Source organism: Rhizobium sp. CF080, from assembly GCF_000282095.2.
Classification (GTDB): Bacteria; Pseudomonadota; Alphaproteobacteria; order Rhizobiales; family Rhizobiaceae; genus Neorhizobium.
On sequence record NZ_AKKC02000002.1, the window covers coordinates 1,058,472 to 1,081,975 of the forward strand.

A 23,504-nucleotide genomic window follows, 5' to 3' on the forward strand; every position below is an offset into this window, starting at 1 on the left:
GATTTGCGGTATCGATAGCCGGCTCAGGGCTTCGGCAGCGGCTGTTCGACGGCGGATGCCGAACCGGCGGCCGGATCCGAACCGAACCATTTCTTGTGGATCGCGGCTAGCGTGCCGTCCTTCTTCATGGCGGTGATGGCGTCGTTCGCCTTGGCGAGCAGCGGATGGTCCTTGGTCATCATCAGGCCGTACTGTTCGCCGGTCTTGATGCGCACCTTGACGGCGAGATCCTTCATCTTGAGGAAGGCATATTCCATGCCCGGAACGTCGCTGACGGCCACGTCGGCGCGGCCGGCGGAGAGATCCATCAGCAGGTCCTGCTGAGCATTGTAGCTCTTGATGTCGGTGATGCCGTATTTTTCCTTGTTGTCCTTGGCCCACTTGTCGCCGGTGGAGCCGGCCAGCACGCCGACGACCTTGCCCTTCAGGTCCTCGACCTTGGAAACCGTCGCTTCCTTGCGGGTGGCGATGCCCATGTCGGCATCATAATAGGCTTGCGTGAAAGACTGGCTGCCGAGGCGCTCCTTGGTGATGGTGATCGAGGAGATCGCCACATCGATGCGCTTGGAGGAGGTAGCTGCGAACAGCGCCTGGAAACCGAGGTCGGAAATCTCGACCGTCATGCCGAGGCGCTTTGCAACCTCATTGACGATGTCCACTTCGAAGCCCTCGAACGTGCCCGTGGCTGTCTTGTATTCGAAGGGCGGGTTGCTCGGATAGGAACCGACGGCAAGCGCTGCAGCGGAGGCAAAACCGGCGCTTGCGACGGACAGGACGGCGGCACCCGCCAGGCCTAAAAGGGCGCGGCGGAAAAGGGGCATGGTCATGATTTCGTTCCCTCTGCTTTTGTGACCGGCGGGCGTTTTTCTCTGCCGGATCCGATGCAATTCTTCTTGCCGTCGATGGATGAATGAACCTGACGCAAGCTCTCTCCCAAGCGCAGTCCAGCGTCGTCTCATATCCTGTTTCGACGCGTGATTGGGAGGGATCGTGATGGAAAATCCGGAAAGTTTCAAGCGGAAAGATTGAAGCTTAAATCATGTCTCTGCTGGTCTATTTTGATGACTAAAACAGCAAGACAGAATAGTTTAGGTTTAAACTTGTTTTTTCCCTCCGTCGGCTCGATAGTGGAATCACCACCGCGGGAACAGAGGCCGCCGGCAATCGTTGCGGCCTCATAGACAAGCAGGAAACCAAGCCATGCGTTTTGCCTATTTCGCCTTTTTCGAGAATGTCGACGGAAGCCAGCTCGCGGTGAGCAAGGCGGATGTCGAGACGGTCGCCGAGATCGTCAAGCTGACACCCGGCCTCACCGCTGCCAATCTCTATACTCCCGAAGTCACCAAGGACATGTACAACAAGGATGAGCAGTCGCCGATCTTCGGCATGCAGCTCTACTTCAACGACCTGACGGACCTGGAAGACGCAATGGCCCCGGCCGGCCATCTGCACCAGCTTGCTGCCTCCGGCGTGCTTTCGAGCATCCGTGGCGCGAAGGGCACGCAGCAGGCCATGTATGCGCGGCATTTTCCGGTCGACGACGCCAAGCTCGATATCGCGACGAACGGCAATCCCTGTTCCTACGTGGTGCACTATACCGGCCCGGCCGAAGACCTGAACGTCTGGATGCATCACTATGTCAGCCATCATCCGCCGGTGATGCGTACCTTCCCGGGCATCCGCAAGATCGAGGTCCTGTCGCGGATCGACTGGTGCGGTTTCCTTCCCTGGGAGCGGGTCAACCACATGCAGCGCAACCGGGTGATGTTCGACAGCCCGGCCGCACTCCAGGCGGCGCTGCAATCGCCGGCGCGCATCGCCATGCGCGAGGACTTCAAGACCTTCCCTCCTTTCGAAGGCGGTAATTCCCACTTCCCGATGGAGACGCAGATCATCGTCCCCTGACGGACGGTGAGGCCGCTCAGAGCTTTATATGATCGCGATCGAGATCGGCGACAGAGCGGCAGCCGAGAAGCGCCATTGTGCGGCGGGTTTCTTCTTCGAGGATGGTGATGGCGCGAGCCGCACCCGCCTCGCCGCCGGCCGCAAGTCCGTAGAGCGCGGCGCGGCCGGTCATGACCGCATCGGCGCCAAGCGCCAAGGCCTTGACGATATCCGTGCCGCGGCGGAAGCCGCTGTCGGCGAGGATGGTGATCCTGCCTTTCAGCTTGTTGGCGATCTTCGGCAGGATGGTGATCGGCGAAGGTGCGCCGTCGAGTTGGCGTCCGCCGTGATTGCTGATGACGATGCCATCTGCGCCCGCATCGACGGCCAGTTCCGCATCGCGCAACGTCATGACGCCCTTGATGATCAGCGGGCGCTTCCAGATTTTCCGCAGGTGGCGGATGTGGCTCCAGTGAAGGTCCGGCTCCACCTGCTCGCGCGACCAGATGGCCGTGCGGGCGAAAGTCTGCTGATCTGCGGGCAGGAAATCGAGCAGATTGCCGAAGGGCGGAATGCCGCGGGCCATGACCGAAAGCGCCCAGCGCGGATGGCAGAGGATATCCAGCTTGTGGCGGAAGGTCGGGTCCATGCCGGAGCGATAATTGCGGCGGTCCCATTCGCGGTTGCCGAATGTCGCCGCGTCGGTCGTCACCATCAGCGCCTGGCAGCCGGCCTTTTCGGCGCGGCCGACCAGTTCGTTCATGAAGGTCTGGGAACGGAAGACGTAGAGCTGCATCCAGTGGTTCAGATCGGGGATGTTGGAAAGCTCCTCGACCCGCATGTTGGAGACAGTGCTCTGGGTGAAGGTGACGCCAGCCTTGGCGGCGGCTTCAGCCAGCAGCCGATCCCCCTGATACTGGAAAAGGCCGTTGAAGCCGGTCGGCGCGATGATGAAGGGCAGCCGCATCGTCCGGCCGAAGATCTTCGTCGAAAGATCGGGCACGCCCACACCGGTCAGCGTCGAGGGTCGGAACTCGATTTCCGAAAAGACTTCGCGGTTGCGGCGGAGCGTCCATTCGTCCTCGGCACCACCCTCGAGATATTCCATGACGAAGGCGGGCAGGCGGCTGCGTGCCATGGCCTGGAGGTCGGCGATCGTGACGGCGCGGCCGACATTCCTGCCGCTATAGTATCTCCGTCCGGCGATCGCCATCATTCGACCTGATAGCCGGCTTCCGCCAATACCGGCGACCACTCGGCGTTGACGTCATCCGGCGGCACGGCGGCGAGCAGGCTACGGGTATAGGCATGCTGCGGATTGGCAAACACGGTTTCGGTCCTGCCGCTTTCCACCACCTCGCCGCGATACATGACCATCACCCGATCGCAGAGATAACGGACGACGGAAAGGTCGTGGCTGATGAACAGCATCGAGAAGCCGTGCTCGTCGCGAAGCTTCAGCAGAAGGTCCAGAAGCTGGGCCTGTACCGAGACGTCGAGGCCGGATACGATTTCGTCGGCGACGAGGATGCGGGGCAGCGTGCAGAGCGCGCGGGCGATGTTGACGCGCTGTTTCTGGCCGCCCGAGAGCTGCGAGGGAAAGCGCATCGACGCATCCGGGGGCAGGCCGATTTCCTTCAGCAGTTCGGCGGCGCGGTCCATGCGTTCGCGGGTACTGTTGTGCAGCCCGCTTGCCTCGTTCGCCTGGGTGACGATGCTGCCGATCCGCCGGCGCGGGTTGAGTGCCGATTGCGGGTCCTGGAAGACCATCTGGATATATTCGCGGCGATAGGCCCTGTCGGCATGGCCGTTGGCGGTGATGTCGCGGCCGGCCAGCGTGATCCTGCCGTCGGTCGGCGTATCGAGGCCGACGACAAGGCGGGCGAGCGAGCTCTTGCCACTGCCGCTTTCGCCGACGATGCCGACGAACTCACCCTCGCCGAGTGTGAAATCGACGCTATTCACGGCTTTGAAGCTGCTGCGCTTGGCAAACGGGCTCCAGGCGGTCGTATAGGCCTTGGTCAGCTTTTCGCCATTGAGATGGATCTTGCTCGATGCGATCTCGCGGCCGGGCGCCAACGGCGGCGGCACGATGTCCGGCGTCTTTTCGGTGCGGATGCAGGCGGCGATATGGTTCGGGCCGATATCGGCAAGCGGCGGCTCGGTCTGAGTACAGGCCTCGATCGCGTTCGGACAGCGGGAGGCGAAGCGGCAGCCCTTCAGTTCTTTCAGCACGCGCAGGCCCGGCATGCGCTCGGGCAGGATGAAAAGACCGCGGCGGGGGCCTGTGATGTTCGGGTTGGCGAGCTGCAGGCAGCGCGTATAGGGATGCGCAGGTGCGGAAAAAAGCTGCTTGGCGGGGCCGCGCTCGGCGGGGCGGCCGGCATAGAGCACCATGATCTCGTCACTGATCTGGGATGCGAGGCGCAGGTCGTGGGTGATGAAGATCACCGCCGTGCCGTCGCGCTTCTGCATTTCGGCGATCAGCTTGACGATACGGGCCTGGATGGTGACGTCGAGTGCGGTGGTCGGTTCGTCGGCGATCAACAGGCGCGGGCGGCTGGAAAAGGCCATGGCGATCAGGATGCGCTGGCACATGCCACCGGAAAGCTGGTGCGGATATTTCTCCAGCAGTGCCGCGCCATGCGGCAGGTGGACCGCCTCGAATTCCTTCAGCGCCCGCTCGCGCCAGTTCTCTCCGGCGGCAAGGCCGATCCGCAGCAGGTGTTCCTTGATCTGCTGGCCGACCGTCAGGACCGGGTTGAGGCCGGAAAGCGGTTCCTGGGGGATGAAGGCGATGTCGCGGCCGAGAAGGTTGCGGCGTCGTTCCGGCAGCATGCTCACCAGGTCCTCGCCGTCGAAGGCGAGCGTGCCTTTGGTGACCGCAAAACCCTTCGGCAGATATTGCGAGATGGTGCGGCCGATCATCGACTTGCCGGCACCGGATTCGCCGACCAGGCCGAGGATCTTGCCGGGTTCCAGCGAGAAGTTGAGATCCGTCAGGACCGGGAAGCTTTCCTTGGCTCCGAGCGATTCAACGCAGAGATTCTTTGCTGAAAGAATGGGATTTCGGGCTGAAAGAATGGCCATGTCAGCTGCGCTCCGTCTGGGTCAGGCGCGTATCGAGAGTGCGGCGCAGGCCGTCACCCAGGATATTGAAACCGAAGACCGCGAAGAAGATCGCGAAGATCGGGGCGATCAGGTTGAACGGGGCCTCGTAGATGTTCTGGCGCGCATCGGCGATCATCTGGCCCCAGGCAGCGGTCTCCGAGCCGACGCTCATGCCGACGAAGGAGAGGATCGCTTCGACGATGATGGCGACGCCCATTTCGAGGCTCATCAGGGTGATGAGCAGCGGCAGCGTGCCCGGCAGGATTTCGCGGGTGATGGTGCGCCAGTGCGAGAAACCAACGAGCTGGGCGGCGGAGACGTAATCTCGCTGACGAAGCACGATGACTTCGCTTCGCAGCACCCGACAGAAGCGTGTCCAGTCGACCAGGATGATGGCGAGCACGACATTGCGCAGGCCGGTGCCGAGGCCCACCATGAGGATGAGCGACAGGATGACCGGCGGGAAGGACAGCCAGATCTCGACGACGCGGCCGATCACCCAATCGACCCAGCCGCCGAAATAACCGGCGACATGGGCGAAGAAGGCGCCGATGATCATCGCGCCGATCGAGGCGCTGAAGGCGACCGTTAGCGCCACGCGGGCGCCGAAGATCAGGCGGGAGAGGACGCAGCGGCCGAGGCTATCGGTGCCGAGCGGAAACATCGCATCGCCGCCATCGATCCAGACAGGGGGCGTCAGGATCGAGAGCAGGTTCTGCTCGTTCGGATCGTTCGGCGCCAGATAGGGCGCGAAGATCGCGCAGATGCCGAGGATGAAGATGATCACCAGGCCTGTCTGGACGCGGCCGGATTTCAGCCAGAGCGGAATCGGTCGCATGTCAGCGCGCCCTCAGTTTCGGGTTGAGGATCATGTAGAGGCTGTCGACCACGATGCTGATCACCAGAACGGCGATGCAGTAGGTGAGCCCCGCGCCCTGGATGATCGGCAGGTCCGCGTTGCGGATCGCATCGACCATCAGGTTGCCCATGCCGGGATAGGAATAGATGATCTCGACCAGCAGCGTGCCACCGAACAGGAAACCGAATTGCACGCCCATCAGGCTGAGTGTCGGCAGGATGGCGTTCTTCAGCCCATGGCGGATCAGGATGCGCTTTTCCGAAAGCCCGCGCAGGCGCGCCTGCTGGATATAGTCGTCCTGGTAGACGTCGAGCAGGCTCGAGCGCAGTACGCGCATCAGCGACGGCGAAAGCGCGATCCCAAGCGCAAGGCAGGGTAGGATCATGTGCTGGAGCGCGTTGAGGAAGGTCGAGATCTTGCCGGTGATCAGGCTGTCGAGCAGCAGGAAGCCGGTGACGACCGGGCGCTCGAAACCGGGGCTGAGACGACCGGTGAAGGGCAGGACCTCGAAGAACACGCCGAAGATCAACAGCAGGAACAGGCTCCAGAGGAATTCCGGCAGCGAGAGCAGCAGGATGGAGAGGAAATCCATCACCGCTTCGGCGCGGGTGCCGCGCACGTAAAACAGGAAGAGACCGCCGGCGAGGCCGAAGACGGTGGCGACCACCATGGCGATGAGGGCCAGTTCGATGGTGGCGGGCAGCGTCGAGCCGATCAGGCTCGTCACGTCCTGGCGGAAGTGGATGGAGCGGCCGATATCGCCGTGGAAGAGCTTGTTCAGCCAGATGCCGTACTGCTGGTAGAGCGGCAGGTTGAGCCCCATTTCCGTGCGCATCGCCTCGACTTCCTGGACCGTCGCATTCGGCGGCAGGGACATGGCGGCCGGATCGACCGGCAGGATGCGCAGGATGCAGAAGAGAAGCGCGGAAACAAGTAGAAGGATCGGTATCGCGGTCAGCACGCGCTTTACCAAAAGCTTGGCAATGGTCGCAAACATGCGCATGCCCCGTATTACGATGTCAGGGAAGGGGTCCGGATCAGTTCCGGACCCAATAAAACAGATCGGTCAGATCTTCGCTTACGACCAGGACATGGTGCTGCCCAGGACCCAGGCATTGCCATACTTGACGTAGTTGAGGCTCTTCTTTTTGACCAGCGTCTGGACGCTCTGCAGGATCGGAATATTGGCGCCGGTTTCGACAGCTTCCTGCGCGACGGCCTTATAACCGGCGATGCGCTTCTCATAGACCGGTTCGACGAAGAGCTTGAGGATCTTGTCGCCGATCTCCGGACCCTTCCAGGCGCCGAACGGCATCTTCGGGTTCATCAGGTAACCGGAGAAGATTTCCGGGTCGCCGGTGGCGTTGTCGAAGCTGTAAAGCGTGGCTTCCGGCAACTGGCCGCCGCGGTTCAGCTCGAAATACTTGGAATATTCGATCTGCTGCAGCTCGACCTTCAGGCCGACCTTCTGCCACATCTGGACAAGCGCGCGGGCGATATCGAAATCGCTCGGGAACTGGCCGTTGGTGGCGGCGAGCGTGAAGGTCGCCGGCTTGTCGGCCGTGTAACCGGCATCTGCCAGAAGCTTCTTCGACAGTTCCGGGTCATAGGCGAACTTGTAGTCGGGCAGGTAGCCGGGCGTGCCGGGCGTGGCCGGGACCGAAAGCGGTACTGCGGCGCCACCATAGAAGGCCTTGGAAAGCGCAGCCTTGTCGATGGCATGATGGGCGGCGAGGCGGACGGCCATGTCCGTGAAGCCCTTGTCGTTGCGCATCTGCAGGAGGATCAGGCGGGTGAAGGGATTGATCTCGGCGGTCAGGCCTTCCGTCTTGCCGAGACGCTCGGCTTCACGGACTGGAATGTTGACGGTCAAGTCCACCTGGCCGGACTGGATGGCGGCGGTACGGGCCGACGGATCCTTGATGATGTCGATCGTGACGCGCTTGATCTTCGGCTTGGTGCCGAAATAATCGTCGTTGCGCTCGAACACGATGCGCGAATTCATCTGGTAGTCGACGAGCTTGTAGGGGCCCGTGCCGACCGGCTTCTTGGCGAATTCTTCCGGGCCGACGGATTCGATATATTTCTTCGGCACGAGATAGCTGCCAAGGAAGGCAAGCCATTGCGGCGCGGTCGGAGTCGGGGCGGAGAACTTCATCACGCCGGATGTCGGCGAAAGGATTTCGATGTCGGTCAGGGTGCGCCAGGAATTGGCGATGTCGAGCTTGAGGCCGGACTTGATACGGTCGACGAAGGTGTACTTGAAGTCCTCCATCGTCATCGGATCGCCGTTGTGGAACTTTACGTCGCTGCGGATCTCGAACGGCATCGAAAGGCCATCCGGCTTCAACTCCCATTTGGTGATGAGATTGCCGATGAGCTTCAGGTCCGGCGACTGATCGAGCGGCTGGTCGAAGACCATCTTGAAGAGCGGCTGCGCATCCGGAACGAAGCGGAGGTTCGGGTCCCAGGACGGCACGTCGCTCGGCCAGCCGATGGTGACGTTGTCGGCGCCCTGTGCGAAGGCGAAGTTGGCCTGCGAGAGCACGGAGCCGCTGACCGCGGCAAGGCCGAGCATCTGCAGGAGATTTCTGCGGTCGATTTCAAAAGTCATGACGATCCCTCTGGTTTCTGCCCGTCGATTGCGACCGACGGACCTGCGGCGGTTGGTGAAACGCAAGCCTGCAATCCTGCCAGGGGCTTCGATTTTTATTCTGACCCGCTTTTCGCGGTCGTCCCCTTAACAATTGAGGGGATCGTAGAACGACATATAAATTACTTCAAGCCTAAAATTTCGGATCGTGAGAAATTGAGAAGCCCGTCGACTTCTGCGTGTAGAGGGCCGAAATGCCGGGCTTTTTGCAAGCCTTCAGGTTGAGGGCCAGTGAGCGGTGATCGCCAGATGGAGGGGCAAAAGCGGGTTTCGTAAAAACCCGTTGACGTCCTTTCCAATTATTTTATGCTTAAAATGTCTTTTGAAGAAATGACGCCTCAACGCGACTGAAAGAGGGACGCTCATGATCGATCCGCATTGTCATTCCAGCAGCATCATGGTGGAGCGCCCGGCGGCGGTCGCCTTCGAACTCATGTCGGACGGGCTGAAACAGGGCCAGTGGGCCTGGGGCAGCCTCAATCGAACCGAGTTGGAGCCCGGTCTCTTCTGCGGCACCTCGACCTTTACTGGAAAGCAGACATTCGTGCGGCTCAATGTCGACCGGCCCCGCTTCCAGGTGGATTACGAGGTCGGCCCGGCCAAGGACGCCATGCAGTTTCGCAACATGTCTCGTGTCATCCCCGGCGAACTGCTGCGCATGGGGCCGGACAAGTGCGTGGTGACATTGCTGACCTGGCGCCTGGAGACGCAGACGGATGCGGAGTGGATCCAGTTCGGCACGATCCACGAGGCAGAAATGTTCCTGATCAAGGGCATCTTGGAACGGGCATAAGGACAGGACCATGCATTCTCCCTACCTCCTATTCGAGAACCAGGCACTGAAAAGCCCGGGTGCGCCGATGCTGATCGCACCGGCCAGCGCCAAGCTGCCTTATGCGCCTCAGGGCTTTCGCTATAGCTACGGCGAGGTTTTTACGCGCGTCAGTCTTCTGAAGCAGACGTTCGCGGCGGCAGGATATGGGATCGGAGCTCGCGTGGCCCTCCTCCTCGAAAACCGTCCGGAATTTTTCGACTACTGGCTGGCGCTGAACGCCATCGGCGTTTCGATCGTGCCGATCAATCCCGATCTGCGCCGTGACGAACTGCTCTTTCAGCTCGATATGGCCGAGGCTTCGCTGATGGTTGTGATCCGCGAGCGGCTGGATGATCTGCGGGATGTATCGCCGGGCAAGGTGACGGTGATCGCGGCCGGTGACGACATTCCGCCTTCGCCGGAAATGCGCGAGGCGCGACCCGGCGGCCCGGATGCCGAATGCGCTCTGCTCTTCACCTCCGGCAGCACCGGCAAGCCCAAGGGCTGCATCCTTTCGAACATCTATTTCATCGGCATCGCCGAATGGTACACGACGCAGGGCGGCATCGCCGAGATGGGCGAGGGAACCGAAGTGGCGCTGACGCCGCTGCCGATGTTCCACATGAATGCACTCGGCTGCACGGCGGTCGGGATGATCATGAAGGGCGGCGCGATCGTGCCCCTCGACCGGTTCCATTCGAGCAGCTGGTGGGCGTCGATCGCCGATTCCGGCGCGACGATCATTCATTGCCTGGGCGTCATTCCCGCGATCCTGTTGCAGCTCCCGGCCGTTGAAGCCGAGCGGGCACACAAGGTGAAATTCGCGCTGGGACCGGGCGTCGATGCCCGTCACAAGATCGAATTCGAGGCGCGATACGGCATCCCGATCGTCGAGGCCTGGGCGATGACCGAAACCGGCGGCCGGGCCGTCACCACCACCGCGGCGGACGATTATACGCCAGGCCTGCGCTGCATCGGCCGGCCGCGCGCGGGCATGGACTTCCGCATCGTCGACGATGCGGGGAATGACGCCGAGATCGGCAAGCCGGGCGAACTGCTGGTGCGTGCAAAAGGCGCGAACCCGCGCGACGGCTTCTTCAGCGGCTATCTCAAGGACGAAAAGGCGACCGAGGAGGCATGGGAGGGCGGCTGGTTCCATACCGGCGACGTCGTTTATGCCGATGAGAAGGGGCTTCTCTATTTCTTCGACCGCAAGAAGAGCATCGTGCGACGCAGCGGCGAGAACATCGCCGTGCTGGAAGTGGAGGCCGCACTTGCCAAGGATTCGTCGGTCAAGGCATCAGCGGTAACGCCCGTGCCGGACGATCTGCGCGGCGAGGAAGTTTTTGCCTTCATCGTTGAAAGCGAAACCGCCGGAGCGGGCGAGCCGGCCGAGAAGGCGAAGCGGATCATCGAGGCTGCCGGCGCCCATATCGCCTATCACAAATTGCCCGGCTACGTGGTCTTCATCGACAGGCTGCCGGTGAGTTCGACCCAGAAGCTGCAGCGCGGCGAGATCAAGACGATGGCGGCAAAGGCGGTCGAGGACGGTTCGGCGATCGACCTCAGGAAGCTGAAGGCATCGATCCGCAAGGCGGGATGAACTCCCTTACGGTTCCTCATCACTTCTGATATACCATAAATCACAGCTTAAAACCTGATATGGAGGCACGCATGACCCCGGAAAAGATCCTCTATGAGACGTCCGTTACCGCGCATGGCGGTCGGGAAGGAAAAGCGCAGAGCACGGACGGCAGCTTTGCCGTCAATCTCTCGGTGCCGAAAGGGCTCGGCGGCCCAGGGGGCGAGGGGACCAATCCGGAGCAGCTTTTCGCCGCCGGTTATGCGGCCTGTTTCCTCGGCGCGGTGAAGCTGGTGGCACGCACCAGCAAGATCGCGCTGCCGGATGACGTTTCGATCACCGCCAAGGTCGGCATCGGCCCGGTGCCGGTCGGTTACGCGCTGGCGGTCGAGCTCGTGGCGTCCTTGCCCGGCATCGAGCGTGCGGTCGCGGAAGAGATCGTCGCCGGTGCGCATCAGCGCTGCCCCTATTCCAATGCGACGCGCGGCAATGTCGACGTCAAATTGACGGTGGCCTGATGGCCTTGTCCCGCGCGCGGCAATCTTATGACGGCGTGGTTCTGGCGGTGCCGGTGACGGTACCCTACCAGCGGTTTTCCATCGAAACCGCGCATTGGTGGATGGGCAAGGCGCTGAGGGCGCTGGCGGAAGGCGCTGGCATCAGCCATCGGGATTTCGATGGCTTTTCGGTTGCGAGCTTCACGATGGGACCGGATGTCGCGGTCGGTCTGACCCAGCATTTCGGGCTCTCCCCGCGCCATATCGACCACGTGCCGATGGGTGGAGCCGCGGGTATCGTCTCGCTTCGCCGGGCGGCACGGGCAGTGCAGGCGGGTGATGCGGATATCGTTGCCTGCGTCGCGGCCGACACCAACCGGGTCGACAGTTTCCGCCATCTGCTGGCCGGCTTTTCCCGGTTTTCTCAGGATGCCGTCTATCCCTACGGTGCCGGCGGCGCCAATGGCAGTTTCGCGCTGATCGCCAGGGCTTACATGGATCGCTATGGTGCGAAGCGCGAGGATTTCGGCAAGCTCTGCGTCGCGCAGCGTGACAATGCGCTTAAAAACCCGAATGCGCTGATGAAGAAGCCGCTGACGCTGGAGCAATATATGTCGGCGCGGCCGATCGCCGAACCGTTCCATCTGTTCGATTGCGTCATGCCCTGCGCCGGTGCGGAAGCCTTTCTGGTGATGCGCGAGGAGACGGCCGTTTCGCTTGGGCTTCCCTTCGTACGGCTGCTGTCGGCCATCGAGCGGCACAATGCGTTTGCCGAGGATCCGGTGCAGGTGCGCGGCGGCTGGGTGGTCGACCGCGACGAGCTTTACGGCATGGCCGGTTCGGCGCCCGACGATATGGATTTTGTCCAGACCTATGACGATTATGCGGTGATCTCGATGATGCAGTTCGAGGATCTGGGTTTTTGCGCCAAGGGCGAGGGGCCGGATTTCGTGCGCCATCACACGTTCACGATTGACGGGTCCTTTCCGCACAACACGTCCGGCGGCCAGCTTTCGGTCGGCCAGGCGGGAGCCGCGGGTGGACATCTTGGGCTTACCGAAGCGATGCGTCAGCTTTTGGGGACGGCAGACGGTAGGCAGGTCGAAGATGCGAAGCTCGGGCTGGTTTCAGGTTTCGGCATGATCAACTACGACCGTGGGCTCGCTTCTGCGGCCGCCATTCTGGCGAGGGCATCATGACCGGACCCTTTCTCAAGCCGAAGCGGAAGAACCCGCTCGCCCGCACCACGCAGCCGCTGCTGCCGCCTCAAGCGCGCAGCCGCAAGGCGCACGGGTTGACGCTCGCTGCCGCGACCGGCCGCTTCGTGCTGCAGTGCTGCGGCGAATGCGGCCGCTACACCTATCCGGCACGCGAGGCCTGCCCGAACTGCCTTTCGTCCGACCTGACGTTCAGGGACGCGCCGACCGGCGGTTCGCTGCTGTCGGAAACGCAGATCGAGGTCACCAGCGATCCTTATTTCCGCGAGCATATGCCGTGGCGCACCGGGCTGGTTCAGCTCGACTGCGGGCCGATTGTTATCGTGCACCTGCATGGCGGTTGCGGCGGACCTGGTAGTCAGCTCAAGCTGTCGTTGCAGCTGGACCGGGCGGGACAGGCCGTGTTCTTCGCCAAACCCGTTTTGGAGGTGCCGCACATGGAAGACGATCCCCAATGGCGCGAGATGACCGCCGACCCGAGGCACCGGCGGGTTTTGATCACCGACGGGCGCAGCCCGCTTGCGTTGCCAATGGCGCAGGCTCTCAAGAAAGCGGGAGCGGCGAGGATTTTCGTCGGTGTGGCCGATCGGTGGAAACCTCTTGACCAGCAGGCGTTGCTGGCGGCGATCGAGGGCGTCGAATTCGTCGATCTGGATCTGACGAGCGAGCGTTCCGTGCAGGAACTGGCGATGGATATCGGCGCCAAGGTCGAGATTTTGGTCAACACGGCCGATCATGTCCGGCCCGCGCATCTTTTCGATGCGGGCGCGGCCAATGCGGCGCGGGAGGCAATGGATCATACCGTGATGGGACTGATGCGCCTTGCCCAGGCTTTTGGGCCGGTGATGCGCTCGCGCGGCGCCGACGGTGCGGCCGGAGCCGTTGCCTGGGTCAACGTGCTTTCGGTCCATGGGCTCAGCAACGTGCCGCAGTTCGGCGTCCATTCCGCCGCGCACGCGGCGTGCCTGTCGCTGTCGCAATGGCTGCGCACCGAGCTTAGACCGGGCGGCATCCGGGTCATCAACGCATTCACCGGGCCGCTCGATACCGAATGGTTCCAGACGGTGCCGCCGCCGAAGGTGGCGCCAAAGGCCGTGGCCGATGCCGTTCTCGACGGGCTGAAGCGCGGGCTGGAAGACATCTATGTCGGCGATGTCGCCAAGGATATCGAGGCGCGTCTGTTCGACAATCCGAAAGCCGTCGAGCGGGAGGCTGGCCAATGAGCGGTGATATTCTGAGCAAATTCGCCGGAGCATTGGCGAGCGGTGCGGTCCGCGTCGTTGACCTCACCCACACGCTGTCGCCGGATTTCCCGGTCATCGTCATGCCGCCGGAACTCGGGCAATCCGCGCCGTTCCGCATGGAAAGGATCTCCCGCTACGATGGCGGTGGGCCGGCCTGGTACTGGAACAACCTCTCCTTCGGCGAGCACACGGGCACGCATTTCGATGCGCCGATCCATTGGTATACGGGCCGCGATCTGCCGCTCAATTCCGTCGATACCCTGCCGCCGGCCGATATGATCGCGCCGGCCTGCGTGATCGATTGTTCGCGGCAGGCGAGCGAGGACGCGGATTTCCTGCTGACCGTTTCGGATGTCATGAAGTGGGAAGAGCAATATGGCCGCATCCCGGCGCGCTCATGGGCCTTGCTCAGAACCGATTGGTCGAAGAAGTCAGGGACCGCCTATGCCAATCTCACGGCCGATGGCGCCCATACGCCCGGGCCGGATGCGGAGGTGATGCGCTGGCTCGTGGCAGAGCGGGATATCATCGGTTTCGGGACGGAAACGATCGGCACGGATGCGGGCCAAGCCGGGCATTTTTCGCCGCCATATCCGGCGCACCATTACCTTCATGGCGCCGGCCGCTACGGGCTGCAATGCCTCACCAATCTCGACCAACTGCCGCCGACGGGTGCGATGATCGTCGCCGCGCCGCTGAAGATTCAGAACGGTTCGGGCAGCCCCTTGCGCGTGCTGGCGCTCGTTCAGGAGCGCTCGACGGGATGAGAACCGCTCGCCACGCGCCGGGCGGCGGTGTCGTAAAAGCTTGTGAGCAGTTCCAGCATTTCCGTCGCTCCGCCAAGTCCCTGTTCCGCATGGTCCATCTTCTGGATCAGCGAAATCAGCAGATGCCGGCGCACGGCACGGTAATCCTGGGCGAGCTTGGTGCCCTTGCGGGTCGGCGTGTAGAGCGTGTCCTTGCGCGAGCGGCCTTTTACGCGTTCGATCAGCAGCAGGGTCTGCAGCTTCTTGATGGCATACTGGATGTTGGCGGTGTCGTCGCGGCCGAGCAGACGGGAAATTTCACCAAGCCCTTTCGGCTTGTTGCGGTAGCGGATCGTGTGCAGGATCGCAGTGTCGAGGCCGCTCAGGCCCGCGCCGGCCAGTTCGCTGGAGCACTCCGCCTGCCAGCGCAGGAAGGCGGCGGAAATCCGCCAGAGCGACCATTCGAACTCCGTCAGCGCGGCTTCCGACATTTCGACGGTCGTATCGCTCAGCGGGTTTTCGGGCGTGGTCGGCAAAATCATGCGGTTCTCCGGGTGGTTCCTGCAACGGGAGTAAAGCCTTAAATTGGTGTTTTGACGAGTGCGAATTCGCGCTCGTCGAACGAACAGAACGAGGGGAACATGCGCATCTTCTGGCAAAGCTTCATCGACGCCTCTTCGAGCGCGGCCTACATGAAGCGGCTCTCGGACTACCTGAATGGCATTGCCGAGCCGGGCACGGTGGTGGACGTCTTCGGTATCAGTCCGCCGGACCGGCATTTCGGGCGGCTGGCGGAATTCCGCTGCGCAGCGATCGCGATCGACAATGGCTTGGAAGCGGCGAGCCGCGGATATGACGCCGTCGTCATCGGCCATTTCCAGGATCCCGGACTCTACGAACTCAAGTCGGCGCTGACCATTCCGGTGATCGGTGCCGGCGAGGTCTGCATGCATTATGCCGCGCGGCTCGGGCGGCGCATGGCGCTGGTCACCCTCGATGACGTCTTCCAGGTCTGGCATTACGAGCAGGCCGACCTTTACGGTCTCGGCGGCCGCGTGAAGCATGTCGTCGGCATGAATTGCGAGCCTTCGGATTTCAGCGCCGCCTTTGCGGGCGACGACGATGCGCGGCGGCGGATGCTTGAAAACTTCACCGCCTGCGCCGAGCCGCTGGTGCGGGACGGCGCCGACGTCGTGGTGCCGGCGGGTGTATTACCGGGCCTTCTGGTCGGCGGCGAATACGGGTTCAAGGTCCTGCATGCGCCGGTCGTCAATACGGCGGCGGTGGCGCTGAAGAGCGCCGAGATGGACGTGCGGCTGCAGAAGATCAACGGCATCGAGGTTAGCCGCGGGCCGTTCTGTTCGCTTGCCAACGAGCATGCGATCGAGGATTTCCGGACTTTCGTCGCCAACGGCCGTCAGGCGCCACTGTTTCCGAGCGGCACCTGAAGAACGTCACATCGTCAGCATCAGCCGTCCGCGCGAAATGGAGCCTTTTTCCATCAGGTGATGGGCTTCGGCCGCTTCCGACAGGGGCATGGTGCGGGCGACCTGGGGCTTGAGCAGGCCGGCGCCGGCGAGGTCCATCATCGACTGAAGCGCCGACTTGTCGTCGGTGATCATCGCGCGGGTGACCTTGACGCCGAATTCCTCGCCGCGATCCCTGATCGGGTCGGCGACCAGCCAGACCATATGGCCGCCCTTCTTGAGCACCTTGTAGGACTTGTCATGGACTTCGCCGCCCATCAGGTCGAAGACGATATCCTGATCCGTGAGGCGTTCGGAAAAGTCCTCCTCGTCATAGGCGATCACCCGGTCGGCGCCGAGACCGAGCACATAATCGCGATTGGTCGAGCGGGAGGTGGCGGTGACGTGGGCGCCGAGGTGGTGGCAGAGCTGGACCAGCATTCCACCGACTGCGCCTGAACCGGAATGGACGAGAACCCTGTCGCCGGATTTGACTTCGGCAGTCCGCACCGCGATCCAGGTGCTCAAGCCGGCATTGGTCAGCGCCACCGCATCGACGGTCGAGAGGTTGTCCGGAATTTTGACAGCATGCTTTTCATCGACGGCGATCATTTCCGCATAACCGCCTTGGGCGAAGACGCCGGCCATGATCGCGGCCCGGTCGCCTACCTTGAACTCGGTGACGCCGTCGCCGATGGCGATCACCGTGCCCCCACCGTCGCGGCCGGGCACACTCGGCATCGGCAGGGTGAAGTGACTTTGCAGATATCCGGCGCGGAGCTTCCAGTCGAAGGGCGTGACGCTGGCAGCCTCGAGCTTCACCAGGATCTGGCCCGGTCCGGCGACCGGATCGGGCAGGTCGACATAGTGCATGACATCGGCCGGGCCGTGTTCGCTGTACTGGATGGCTTTCACGTCGTCACTCCTGGAAAAATTGATGCAGCTTATGCGGAGCGTGCGGCGGCGACGTCGGCAGCGATGCCGGCGCCGAGGAACCTCGTATCGCTTGAAAGCAGATAGAAGCTGATGCCGGCATCCGACCATTTTCCGACGTCATCGGGGGAGGGGCGGAAGATGCCGACGGCCTTGCCCGCTTTGCGGGCAGCCTTGGTGATCGTCAGAATGGCCGCATCCAGCTTCTCGGCTCCATCCGGCCCCATCGCGCCGATCGAGACGGAGAGGTCGCCGGGGCCGATGAAGACCACGTCGATGCCCTCGACGGCGGCGATTTCCTCGACATTGGCGAGCCCTTCGGCGGTCTCGACCTGGATTGCGAGGACGAGGCTTTCATTCGCCGATTTCAGATAGTCGGGAATACGGTACCCGTAGCCTGCGGCACGTCCCGGACCGACACCGCGTTCGCCGATCGGCGGATAACGGGTCGCCAGAACGGCGGCCTTGGCCTGGGCGGCGTTGGATACTCGCGGCACCAGCACGCCGGCAGCTCCGGCGTCGAGCACGCTGGCTATCGATTCCGGGGCGTGGCCCGGAACGCGCACCATGGCGGGTACGCGATGGACATCGGCGGCGCGGACGAGATTTTCGATCAGCTCACGGCCGATCTGAGCATGTTCGGCGTCGATGCAGATGAAGTCGAGGCCCGCCGCAGCAGTCACCTCGATTGCGACCGGATGCGGGATCGCCGCGAATGTGCCGATGACGCGCTCATGACCGATACATTTTCTGCGGAAGTCGCTCATCGGGATGCCTTATGAAATTTGCCGAAACGGCTTTGAAACCTACGCCAAATTAAAGTTTAAGCCTAAAATTCCTGGAGCTGCAAGTGAATTAAACCGTATACTGAAAACTACAAAAATAGGGTTCTCTATATGCATTATGAGAAAATTTGCTTGATATAAGGCAAGATCAGTATACGGTTTGCGCAGGAGATTTCCATGTTGAAGCCCAGCGACAATCTGGTGGATGCGATTTATGCCGATCTGCGGCTGAAGCTGCAGCGGAGTGCCGTTTCGCCGACCGATCGTCTGGTGGACACCGAGATCGCCAACGCCCACGGCATTTCCCGCATGCCGGCGCGCGAGGCACTGCTTCGGTTGGTCTCCGAAGGCTATCTCGTCGGCACGACGCGTGGCTTTGCGGTCCGGGAATTGTCACTGGAAGATATTTCGGGACTTTTCGAGGTGCGCCGCCAGCTCGAGCCGCGTGCGGCGGCCTGTGCGGCCCGCGACATGACGCCCGATATCGAGGCGGAGATCACGGCGGCGATGAACCGGGTGGAGCGGGCGCTGAGCGAAAGCAATATTCCGGCGCTGCTGGCAGCCAATGTTGATTTCCGCAATGCCTGGCTGAAGGCGGTCAACAATCCGCACATGGCGGCAACCATTTCCCGCTTCATCGACTATTTCCAGTCGGTGCGGCTTGGCACGTTCGCCGATCCGGGCGCCGCCTACCAGTATATCGACGGTCTTTCCCGCATTCATGCGGCCTTCCTCGCGCATGATCCGCTGATGGTCCAGGACCGCATGACGCTTTTCATGTTCGCGGCGGAGGAGGCCTATCTTTCGGTCCGGCGACGCCAGTTGCAGGAGGCGGAGACCGCGCGTCCCGTCCGCAGAAGAATACAAAAGAGAGGAACAGCATGATCAAGCCGCATCCGCTGAAAGGCCCCAGCAGACTGAAACTCGGTGTCTTTTCGCCGAATGCAGACGGGGGGCTTGCGATTACCGACGTGCCGGAACGCTGGCAAGCGCGCTGGGAAGACAATCTCAACGCCGTGCAGATCGCCGATCGCGGCGGTCTCGACTTCTTCCTGCCGATCGCCCGCTGGAAGGGGTTCGGCGGCAAGAACCGGGTGCGCGAATGGTCGTTCGAGACCTTCACCTGGGCAGCTGGCCTTGCTTCCGTCACCGAGCGGATCGGGCTTTTCATGACCGTGCATGTGCCGCTCGTACACCCGCTCTACGCGGCGAAGGCGCTGGCGACCGTCGATCATATCAGCAGCGGCCGGGCGGGCCTCAACATCGTCTGCGGCTGGAACCCCAAGGAATTCGGCATGTTCGGCGTACCGCTGGTCGAGAAGGGTTACGACCAGGCCGACGAATGGCTGGAGATCATGGAGCGGGCCTATACGTCGGAAGCGCCCTTCGATTACGACGGCACCTATTACAAGCTGAAGGACGTCGTCAGCCGGCCAGCCAGCCTGCAGTCGCCGCGGCCGGTCACCATGAATGCCGCCTTTGGCGGGCCGGGCCGGGATTTCGCGGCCAAGAACTGCGAATATCTGTTCACCACCTTCACCGAGATTTCCGAGGCCGGAAAGCATGTGGAAGACATCAAAGCCCGCGCGGACAAGCTCGGTCGCGAGGTCGGCGCGTATACGGTCTGCCACGTCGTCTGCCGCGAAACGCAACAGGAGGCGGAAGATTACTACGAGCGTTATGCGGTGACGATGGCCGATCACGCGGCCGTCGACGCGCATATGGCCGGCAAGAAGGAATTCACTCAGTCGCACGATAAAAGTGCTTACGATCTCTATCGCAAACGGTTTGCGGGCGGCGCAGGCGGTTATCCGCTGGTCGGCACACCGGAAAAGATCGTCGAAGACATGATCGCGATCTCCGAACAGGGGTATTCCGGTATTGCCATGTCCTTCGTAAACTACACCTATGAGCTGCCTTTCTTCTGCGATCGGGTCATGCCTTTGTTAAGAAAAGCGGGACTGAGGGTCGAATGACGGTAGATATTCTAAGCGACGAAGTGGAAGCGACGCGGCTCGCCTTCCGGGAAGGCATGGCGCATCTGGCGGCGGCGGTGAACATCGTCACGACAGACGGGCCGGGTGGGCTTGCGGGCTTCACGGCTTCGGCCGTCTGCAGCGTGACGGACCGGCCGCCGACGCTGCTCGTCTGCCTCAACCGGTCCAGTTCAGTCGCCGGCATGTTCGAGAGAAACCGGGTGCTCTGCGTCAATACGCTGGCCGCCGGCCACGAGCCGATGTCGAAACTGTTCGGCGGCTCGACGCCGCAGGACGACCGGTTTGCTCTGGGGGATTGGGTGCTCGGCGCGACGGGCTCTCCGCGGCTGACCGACGCGATCGTGTCGTTTGATTGCGAAGTGGAGAATGCTGTCGAGAGCGGCACGCACCACGTGCTGTTCTGCCGGGTGGTCGGAATCGCCCATGGCTCGGAGGACGAAGAGGCGCTCGTCTATTTCCGGCGCCGCTATCATCATCTCAAATGAAATGAAGCCGTCCGCGGGAGCGCGTCCCGCGGACGGCTTTGCATTACTTGGCTTTGGCGATGATCTCGCCGAGCACAGTGTCGAAACGGTCGATCTCTTCCACCTTGTTGTAGTGGACCATGGACACGCGCATGCAGCCGCTTTCCATGGTGAGCCCGAGGCGCTTCATCAGGCGCGGCGCAAACATGTGGCCGTCGCGGCTGCCGATATTGTTCCTGCCGAGTTCGGCGGAGAGATATTGCGGCGTCAGGCCCGGAATGCTGAAGCAGATGGTCGGAACGCGCTTCTCCACCTGGTTCTCATCGGAAACGCCGTAGATCGTGGCGCCGTGCTTCTTCAGCACTGACAGCATCTTCTTCGACAGCGTCTGCTCGTAGGCGCGGATGGCACCCATGGCGGCGGCGAGCGCATCGCGGCGCGAATGTTCGCCGTCGGGAAGGAACTTGCGACCGAGGTCTTCCAGATAAAGTACGGCGGCATTCATGCCGGCGACGTTTTCGTAGGTGAAGGTGCCGACCTCGATCTTGTAGGGCGGAACGTCCGGAATGAAGTCTTCCTTGAAGGTCGGAAGCTTCACCAGTGCGTCATAACGGCCCCAGAGGAAGCCCATATGCGGGGAGAAATTCTTGTAGCCGGAGCAGACCAGATAGTCGCAATCCCAGGCCTGAACGTCGATCAGAGCGTGGGGGCCGTAATGCACGCAGTCGAGGAAAACCTCCGCGCCGGCCGCATGCGCCAGCTTGCCGACAGTCGCCACGTCGACGATCGTGCCGATCGAATGGGCGGTTACGGTGCACGCGACCAGACGGGTCTTGTCGTTCAGCAGCGGCTTCAGGTCGTCGGTATGCAGCATGCCGTCTTCGCGCATCTTCCACCAGACGATCCTGGCGCCGTCGGCTTCCAGCGCCATCCAGGTGGCGATGTCGGCGTCATGGTCCATGTCGGTGACGATGATCTCGTTGCGCTCCTGCAGCATCTTGGCGATGCCGAGGCTGACGAGGCGGATGAAGGACGTGGCGTTGAGGCCGAAGGAGATTTCCTCCGGTCGGTAGGCATTCACCAGCAGGCCGACCGAAACGCGGGCCTCGGCGATCGTGCGGTCAACGCCCTGGCTGTGCAGATAGGGCGCCATGCGCTGCACGTTGCAATCGACGAGATGGGCTGCGACCGCATCGACCACGGCCTGGGGCACCTGGGCGCCGCCGGCATTTTCGAAGAAGATGAAGTCCTTGTATTTCTGGAGAGCCGGAAACTTCAGCCTGAGTTCATCGACCGGAAAAGCCTTGGCGAGGTTATCGCCTGCCGTGACATGCGTGTTCATGGATTTCTCCCAGGGTGTCGTATTTATCGAAGAAGAAGGGATGCAGGTGACAACGAGCTTCCCTCTGTTTATGTTTGGCCTGTTGCCGAATGAGCATTTGATCAAACTTGTAAATGTTCTATTGTGCCGTCGGCATTTGATCAAGGGGAATTGCGTCGGGAACGGTAGATGACCCGTCGCCCAAGAGACTTGAAGAGCGCGGCCCGTTATGCGAGGCCTGGTTGTGATTTGAATGGGTCAGAGGACAAGGATGGCGGATAGCGGGCTTTTGAAGGTCACGTCGCGCGTGACTGTTCAGGATACGGTCTACGAACAGTTGCGCCGGGCGTTGATGTGGGGTTCCTTTGCCCCGGCGCAGGCCATCACCATTTCGTCGCTGGCAACCGAGTTCGGCACCAGCCACATGCCGGTGCGCGAAGCGCTCCGAAGGCTCGCGGCGGAAAACGGCCTGGAGATCGGCCATAACGGATCGGCGCGGGTGCCGGCGGTTTCCCGCGAGCGGCTCGACGATCTCTGCCAGGCGCGCATCGCGCTCGAGGGCCTGGCGACGGAACTCGCCGCCGTGCATATGACCGATGAGGATATCGACCGTTCGGAGGCGCTCGCCCGCGAGCACGAGGAGATGGGCAAGGCCGGCGACGTCTATGGCATGCTGCGCAAGAACCAGGAGTTCCATTTCGGTATCTACGAGGCGTCGCGCTCCGAAGTGCTGCCACAGCATATCGAAATGCTCTGGCTGCGGTTCGGCCCCTATATGCGGATGCTGACCAATTACGTGGAAAAGGAATTCGACAAGGGCGTCGTGCACCCGTTCTCGTCCTATCATTTCCGGATCGTCGCGGCGCTTCGCGAGCGGAACGGCGCGCTCGCGCGGGACATGATGGTGGAGGATATCCTCGCCACCCAGTCGCACCTGCGGGACATGTCCCCGGAACTGCGGTGACCCCGGCGCCGTGCGCCGGGGTGTGAGCTTGTAAAGTCAGGCTTACTGGCCGAGGCCGAGCGAAGCGAGATACTCGACGGAAGCCGGGATCTTCGACTTCTCCTTGATCTCGACGATCAGCCGCGGATTGCTGGTGAGATCGGCGAGTGCCTGGAAGACCGACGGCCAAAGGATATTGCCTTCGCCGAGCGCCCAGTGGCGGTCGGCGTAACCGTCGGCATCCTGCAGATGGACGTGCTGCAGGCGGTTGCCAGCTGCCTTCACATAATAGTCGACCGGCGGAGCGCCGGTGGAACCATGTGCATAATGTGCGTGGCCGGTATCGATCGACACGGCGACGGCCGGCGAGTTGAAGCTGTCGGCAAGCGCCACGCGGATATGCTGGTCGATATCCTCGATGTTTTCCAGAACGATCACGGCGCCGATATCCTCGGCCTGCTTGACGGCATCGCGCATCGTCATGTGCACGTGCTCGACGACGCGCTCGCCCTCGCCCTTGTTGTTGTCGAGGTTGTTGTAGGACCAGGTCGTGTAGGGGCTGTGTGCGACCATCTGGGTTGCGCCGATCGCCGCGCAGACGTCGAGGCCCTGCTTCAGGCGCTTGGCGACGACGGCGCGGATGTCCGGATCCTGGGAAGCGATGGTGAAGCCCCAGAACGGGCCATGGATGCCGAGGCGGCCTTCGAAACCATCGAGCAGCTTTCTGGCGCGCTCGGCGAGCGGCGTCCAGTCGCCGTTCAGAACATCACCAGTGGTGAAGTCCTGGAGTTCGAGATCGCGCTGCTTGTCGAAAAGCCAGTTGCGGTGAATTTCGAGGTCGCGAAGCGTCATGGCCGCGCCGATCACGGGAAGGGAAGACATGGAAAACTCCATCAAGACAAAGGAAATGTCGGGGAAGGGACGCGCCGGAGAAAAGTCCGCGCAGGGCTTCCCATGTCAGAATTTTGTGTCGGTAATATTACATTTG

23 protein-coding genes are annotated in these 23,504 nt (G+C 62.1%); 12 read left to right on the top strand and 11 right to left on the bottom strand.

Annotated elements, in window-relative coordinates; all coding sequences use genetic code 11:
* Positions 1–23: 23 nt before the first annotated feature.
* Entirely contained in the window at positions 24–821 is a 798-nt protein-coding gene (locus PMI07_RS06240; RefSeq protein ID WP_037085660.1) for an ABC transporter substrate-binding protein, read from the bottom strand.
* 379 nt (positions 822–1,200) lie between these two features.
* Between PMI07_RS06240 and PMI07_RS06245 the strand changes: the two genes are divergently transcribed.
* On the top strand, positions 1,201–1,905 hold the full coding sequence (locus tag PMI07_RS06245; protein ID WP_007754484.1) for an EthD protein: 705 nt from the start codon (positions 1,201–1,203) through the stop codon (positions 1,903–1,905).
* Positions 1,906–1,921: 16 nt separating this feature from the next.
* Here PMI07_RS06245 and PMI07_RS06250 read toward each other — a convergent pair whose 3' ends face one another.
* From PMI07_RS06250 to PMI07_RS06270, 5 genes are all read right to left on the bottom strand, one after another.
* Positions 1,922–3,100 carry an alpha-hydroxy acid oxidase gene (locus tag PMI07_RS06250; protein WP_197032461.1) on the bottom strand — a complete coding sequence of 393 codons (1,179 nt, stop codon included), beginning with the start codon at positions 3,098–3,100 and terminating at the stop codon, positions 1,922–1,924.
* Positions 3,097–4,974: an ABC transporter ATP-binding protein gene (locus PMI07_RS06255; RefSeq protein ID WP_007754477.1), complete on the bottom strand. Its 1,878-nt coding sequence runs from the start codon at positions 4,972–4,974 to the stop codon at positions 3,097–3,099. Before PMI07_RS06255 ends, PMI07_RS06250 begins: the two co-directional genes overlap by 4 nt.
* 1 nt (position 4,975) lies before the next feature.
* Positions 4,976–5,833, bottom strand: a complete 858-nt coding sequence (locus PMI07_RS06260; protein WP_007754475.1) for an ABC transporter permease — start codon at positions 5,831–5,833, stop codon at positions 4,976–4,978.
* A gap of 1 nt (position 5,834) precedes the next feature.
* On the bottom strand, positions 5,835–6,851 hold the full coding sequence (locus tag PMI07_RS06265; RefSeq protein WP_037085663.1) for an ABC transporter permease: 1,017 nt from the start codon (positions 6,849–6,851) through the stop codon (positions 5,835–5,837).
* Positions 6,852–6,932: 81 nt separating this feature from the next.
* The gene (locus PMI07_RS06270; RefSeq protein WP_007755735.1) at positions 6,933–8,468 is read right to left on the bottom strand and encodes an ABC transporter substrate-binding protein; all 1,536 of its coding nucleotides are present in this window, start codon (positions 8,466–8,468) and stop codon (positions 6,933–6,935) included.
* A 403-nt stretch (positions 8,469–8,871) separates the two neighbouring features.
* On the opposite strand from PMI07_RS06270, the gene PMI07_RS06275 reads away from it, so the two are divergent.
* The 6 genes from PMI07_RS06275 to PMI07_RS06300 all read left to right on the top strand — a co-directional run bounded on the left by PMI07_RS06275 (position 8,872) and on the right by PMI07_RS06300 (position 14,628).
* Entirely contained in the window at positions 8,872–9,300 is a 429-nt protein-coding gene (locus tag PMI07_RS06275) for a hypothetical protein (protein ID WP_007755732.1), read from the top strand.
* A gap of 10 nt (positions 9,301–9,310) precedes the next feature.
* Entirely contained in the window at positions 9,311–10,924 is a 1,614-nt protein-coding gene (locus PMI07_RS06280; RefSeq protein WP_007755728.1) for an AMP-binding protein, read from the top strand.
* Between the two features lie 71 nt (positions 10,925–10,995).
* Positions 10,996–11,421 carry an organic hydroperoxide resistance protein gene (locus PMI07_RS06285; protein WP_007755724.1) on the top strand — a complete coding sequence of 142 codons (426 nt, stop codon included), beginning with the start codon at positions 10,996–10,998 and terminating at the stop codon, positions 11,419–11,421.
* Entirely contained in the window at positions 11,421–12,599 is a 1,179-nt protein-coding gene (locus tag PMI07_RS06290) for a thiolase family protein (protein ID WP_007755721.1), read from the top strand. Before PMI07_RS06285 ends, PMI07_RS06290 begins: the two co-directional genes overlap by 1 nt.
* On the top strand, positions 12,596–13,840 hold the full coding sequence (locus PMI07_RS06295; RefSeq protein WP_007755720.1) for an SDR family NAD(P)-dependent oxidoreductase: 1,245 nt from the start codon (positions 12,596–12,598) through the stop codon (positions 13,838–13,840). The genes PMI07_RS06290 and PMI07_RS06295 overlap by 4 nt, the downstream gene beginning before the upstream one ends.
* Positions 13,837–14,628, top strand: a complete 792-nt coding sequence (locus PMI07_RS06300) for a cyclase family protein (protein ID WP_007755719.1) — start codon at positions 13,837–13,839, stop codon at positions 14,626–14,628. The genes PMI07_RS06295 and PMI07_RS06300 overlap by 4 nt, the downstream gene beginning before the upstream one ends.
* Here the strand turns inward: PMI07_RS06300 and PMI07_RS33480 are convergent.
* Entirely contained in the window at positions 14,607–15,149 is a 543-nt protein-coding gene (locus PMI07_RS33480; RefSeq protein ID WP_007755718.1) for a winged helix DNA-binding protein, read from the bottom strand. The genes PMI07_RS06300 and PMI07_RS33480 overlap by 22 nt on opposite strands.
* A 99-nt stretch (positions 15,150–15,248) precedes the next feature.
* Between PMI07_RS33480 and PMI07_RS06310 the strand changes: the two genes are divergently transcribed.
* Complete coding sequence (locus PMI07_RS06310; RefSeq protein ID WP_024163610.1) at positions 15,249–16,055, top strand: aspartate/glutamate racemase family protein; 807 nt, start codon at positions 15,249–15,251, stop codon at positions 16,053–16,055.
* A 6-nt stretch (positions 16,056–16,061) separates the two neighbouring features.
* On the opposite strand, the gene PMI07_RS06315 is transcribed toward PMI07_RS06310, so the two are convergent.
* Positions 16,062–16,988 carry an NADP-dependent oxidoreductase gene (locus PMI07_RS06315; RefSeq protein ID WP_007769848.1) on the bottom strand — a complete coding sequence of 309 codons (927 nt, stop codon included), beginning with the start codon at positions 16,986–16,988 and terminating at the stop codon, positions 16,062–16,064.
* A 29-nt stretch (positions 16,989–17,017) separates the two neighbouring features.
* Entirely contained in the window at positions 17,018–17,773 is a 756-nt protein-coding gene (locus PMI07_RS06320; RefSeq protein ID WP_007769845.1) for an aldolase/citrate lyase family protein, read from the bottom strand.
* A gap of 195 nt (positions 17,774–17,968) precedes the next feature.
* Between PMI07_RS06320 and PMI07_RS33485 the strand changes: the two genes are divergently transcribed.
* From PMI07_RS33485 to PMI07_RS06335, 3 genes are read left to right on the top strand one after another with little or no spacing between them, the layout of a single operon-like run.
* Positions 17,969–18,676, top strand: coding sequence for a GntR family transcriptional regulator (locus PMI07_RS33485; protein ID WP_007769843.1), 708 nt, complete (start codon positions 17,969–17,971; stop codon positions 18,674–18,676).
* Complete coding sequence (locus PMI07_RS06330; RefSeq protein WP_007769841.1) at positions 18,673–19,767, top strand: LLM class flavin-dependent oxidoreductase; 1,095 nt, start codon at positions 18,673–18,675, stop codon at positions 19,765–19,767. Before PMI07_RS33485 ends, PMI07_RS06330 begins: the two co-directional genes overlap by 4 nt.
* Positions 19,764–20,273 carry a flavin reductase gene (locus PMI07_RS06335; RefSeq protein ID WP_024163611.1) on the top strand — a complete coding sequence of 170 codons (510 nt, stop codon included), beginning with the start codon at positions 19,764–19,766 and terminating at the stop codon, positions 20,271–20,273. Before PMI07_RS06330 ends, PMI07_RS06335 begins: the two co-directional genes overlap by 4 nt.
* A gap of 43 nt (positions 20,274–20,316) precedes the next feature.
* On the opposite strand, the gene PMI07_RS06340 is transcribed toward PMI07_RS06335, so the two are convergent.
* A complete protein-coding gene (locus PMI07_RS06340) occupies positions 20,317–21,594 on the bottom strand; it encodes a cysteine desulfurase-like protein (RefSeq protein WP_024163612.1) in 1,278 nt (425 codons plus the stop codon).
* A 250-nt stretch (positions 21,595–21,844) separates the two neighbouring features.
* Here PMI07_RS06340 and PMI07_RS06345 point away from each other — a divergent pair, with 250 nt between their 5' ends.
* A complete protein-coding gene (locus tag PMI07_RS06345) occupies positions 21,845–22,537 on the top strand; it encodes a GntR family transcriptional regulator (protein WP_007775413.1) in 693 nt (230 codons plus the stop codon).
* A 42-nt stretch (positions 22,538–22,579) separates the two neighbouring features.
* On the opposite strand, the gene PMI07_RS06350 is transcribed toward PMI07_RS06345, so the two are convergent.
* The gene (locus PMI07_RS06350; RefSeq protein WP_007775416.1) at positions 22,580–23,398 is read right to left on the bottom strand and encodes a sugar phosphate isomerase/epimerase family protein; all 819 of its coding nucleotides are present in this window, start codon (positions 23,396–23,398) and stop codon (positions 22,580–22,582) included.
* Positions 23,399–23,504 lie beyond the last annotated feature (106 nt).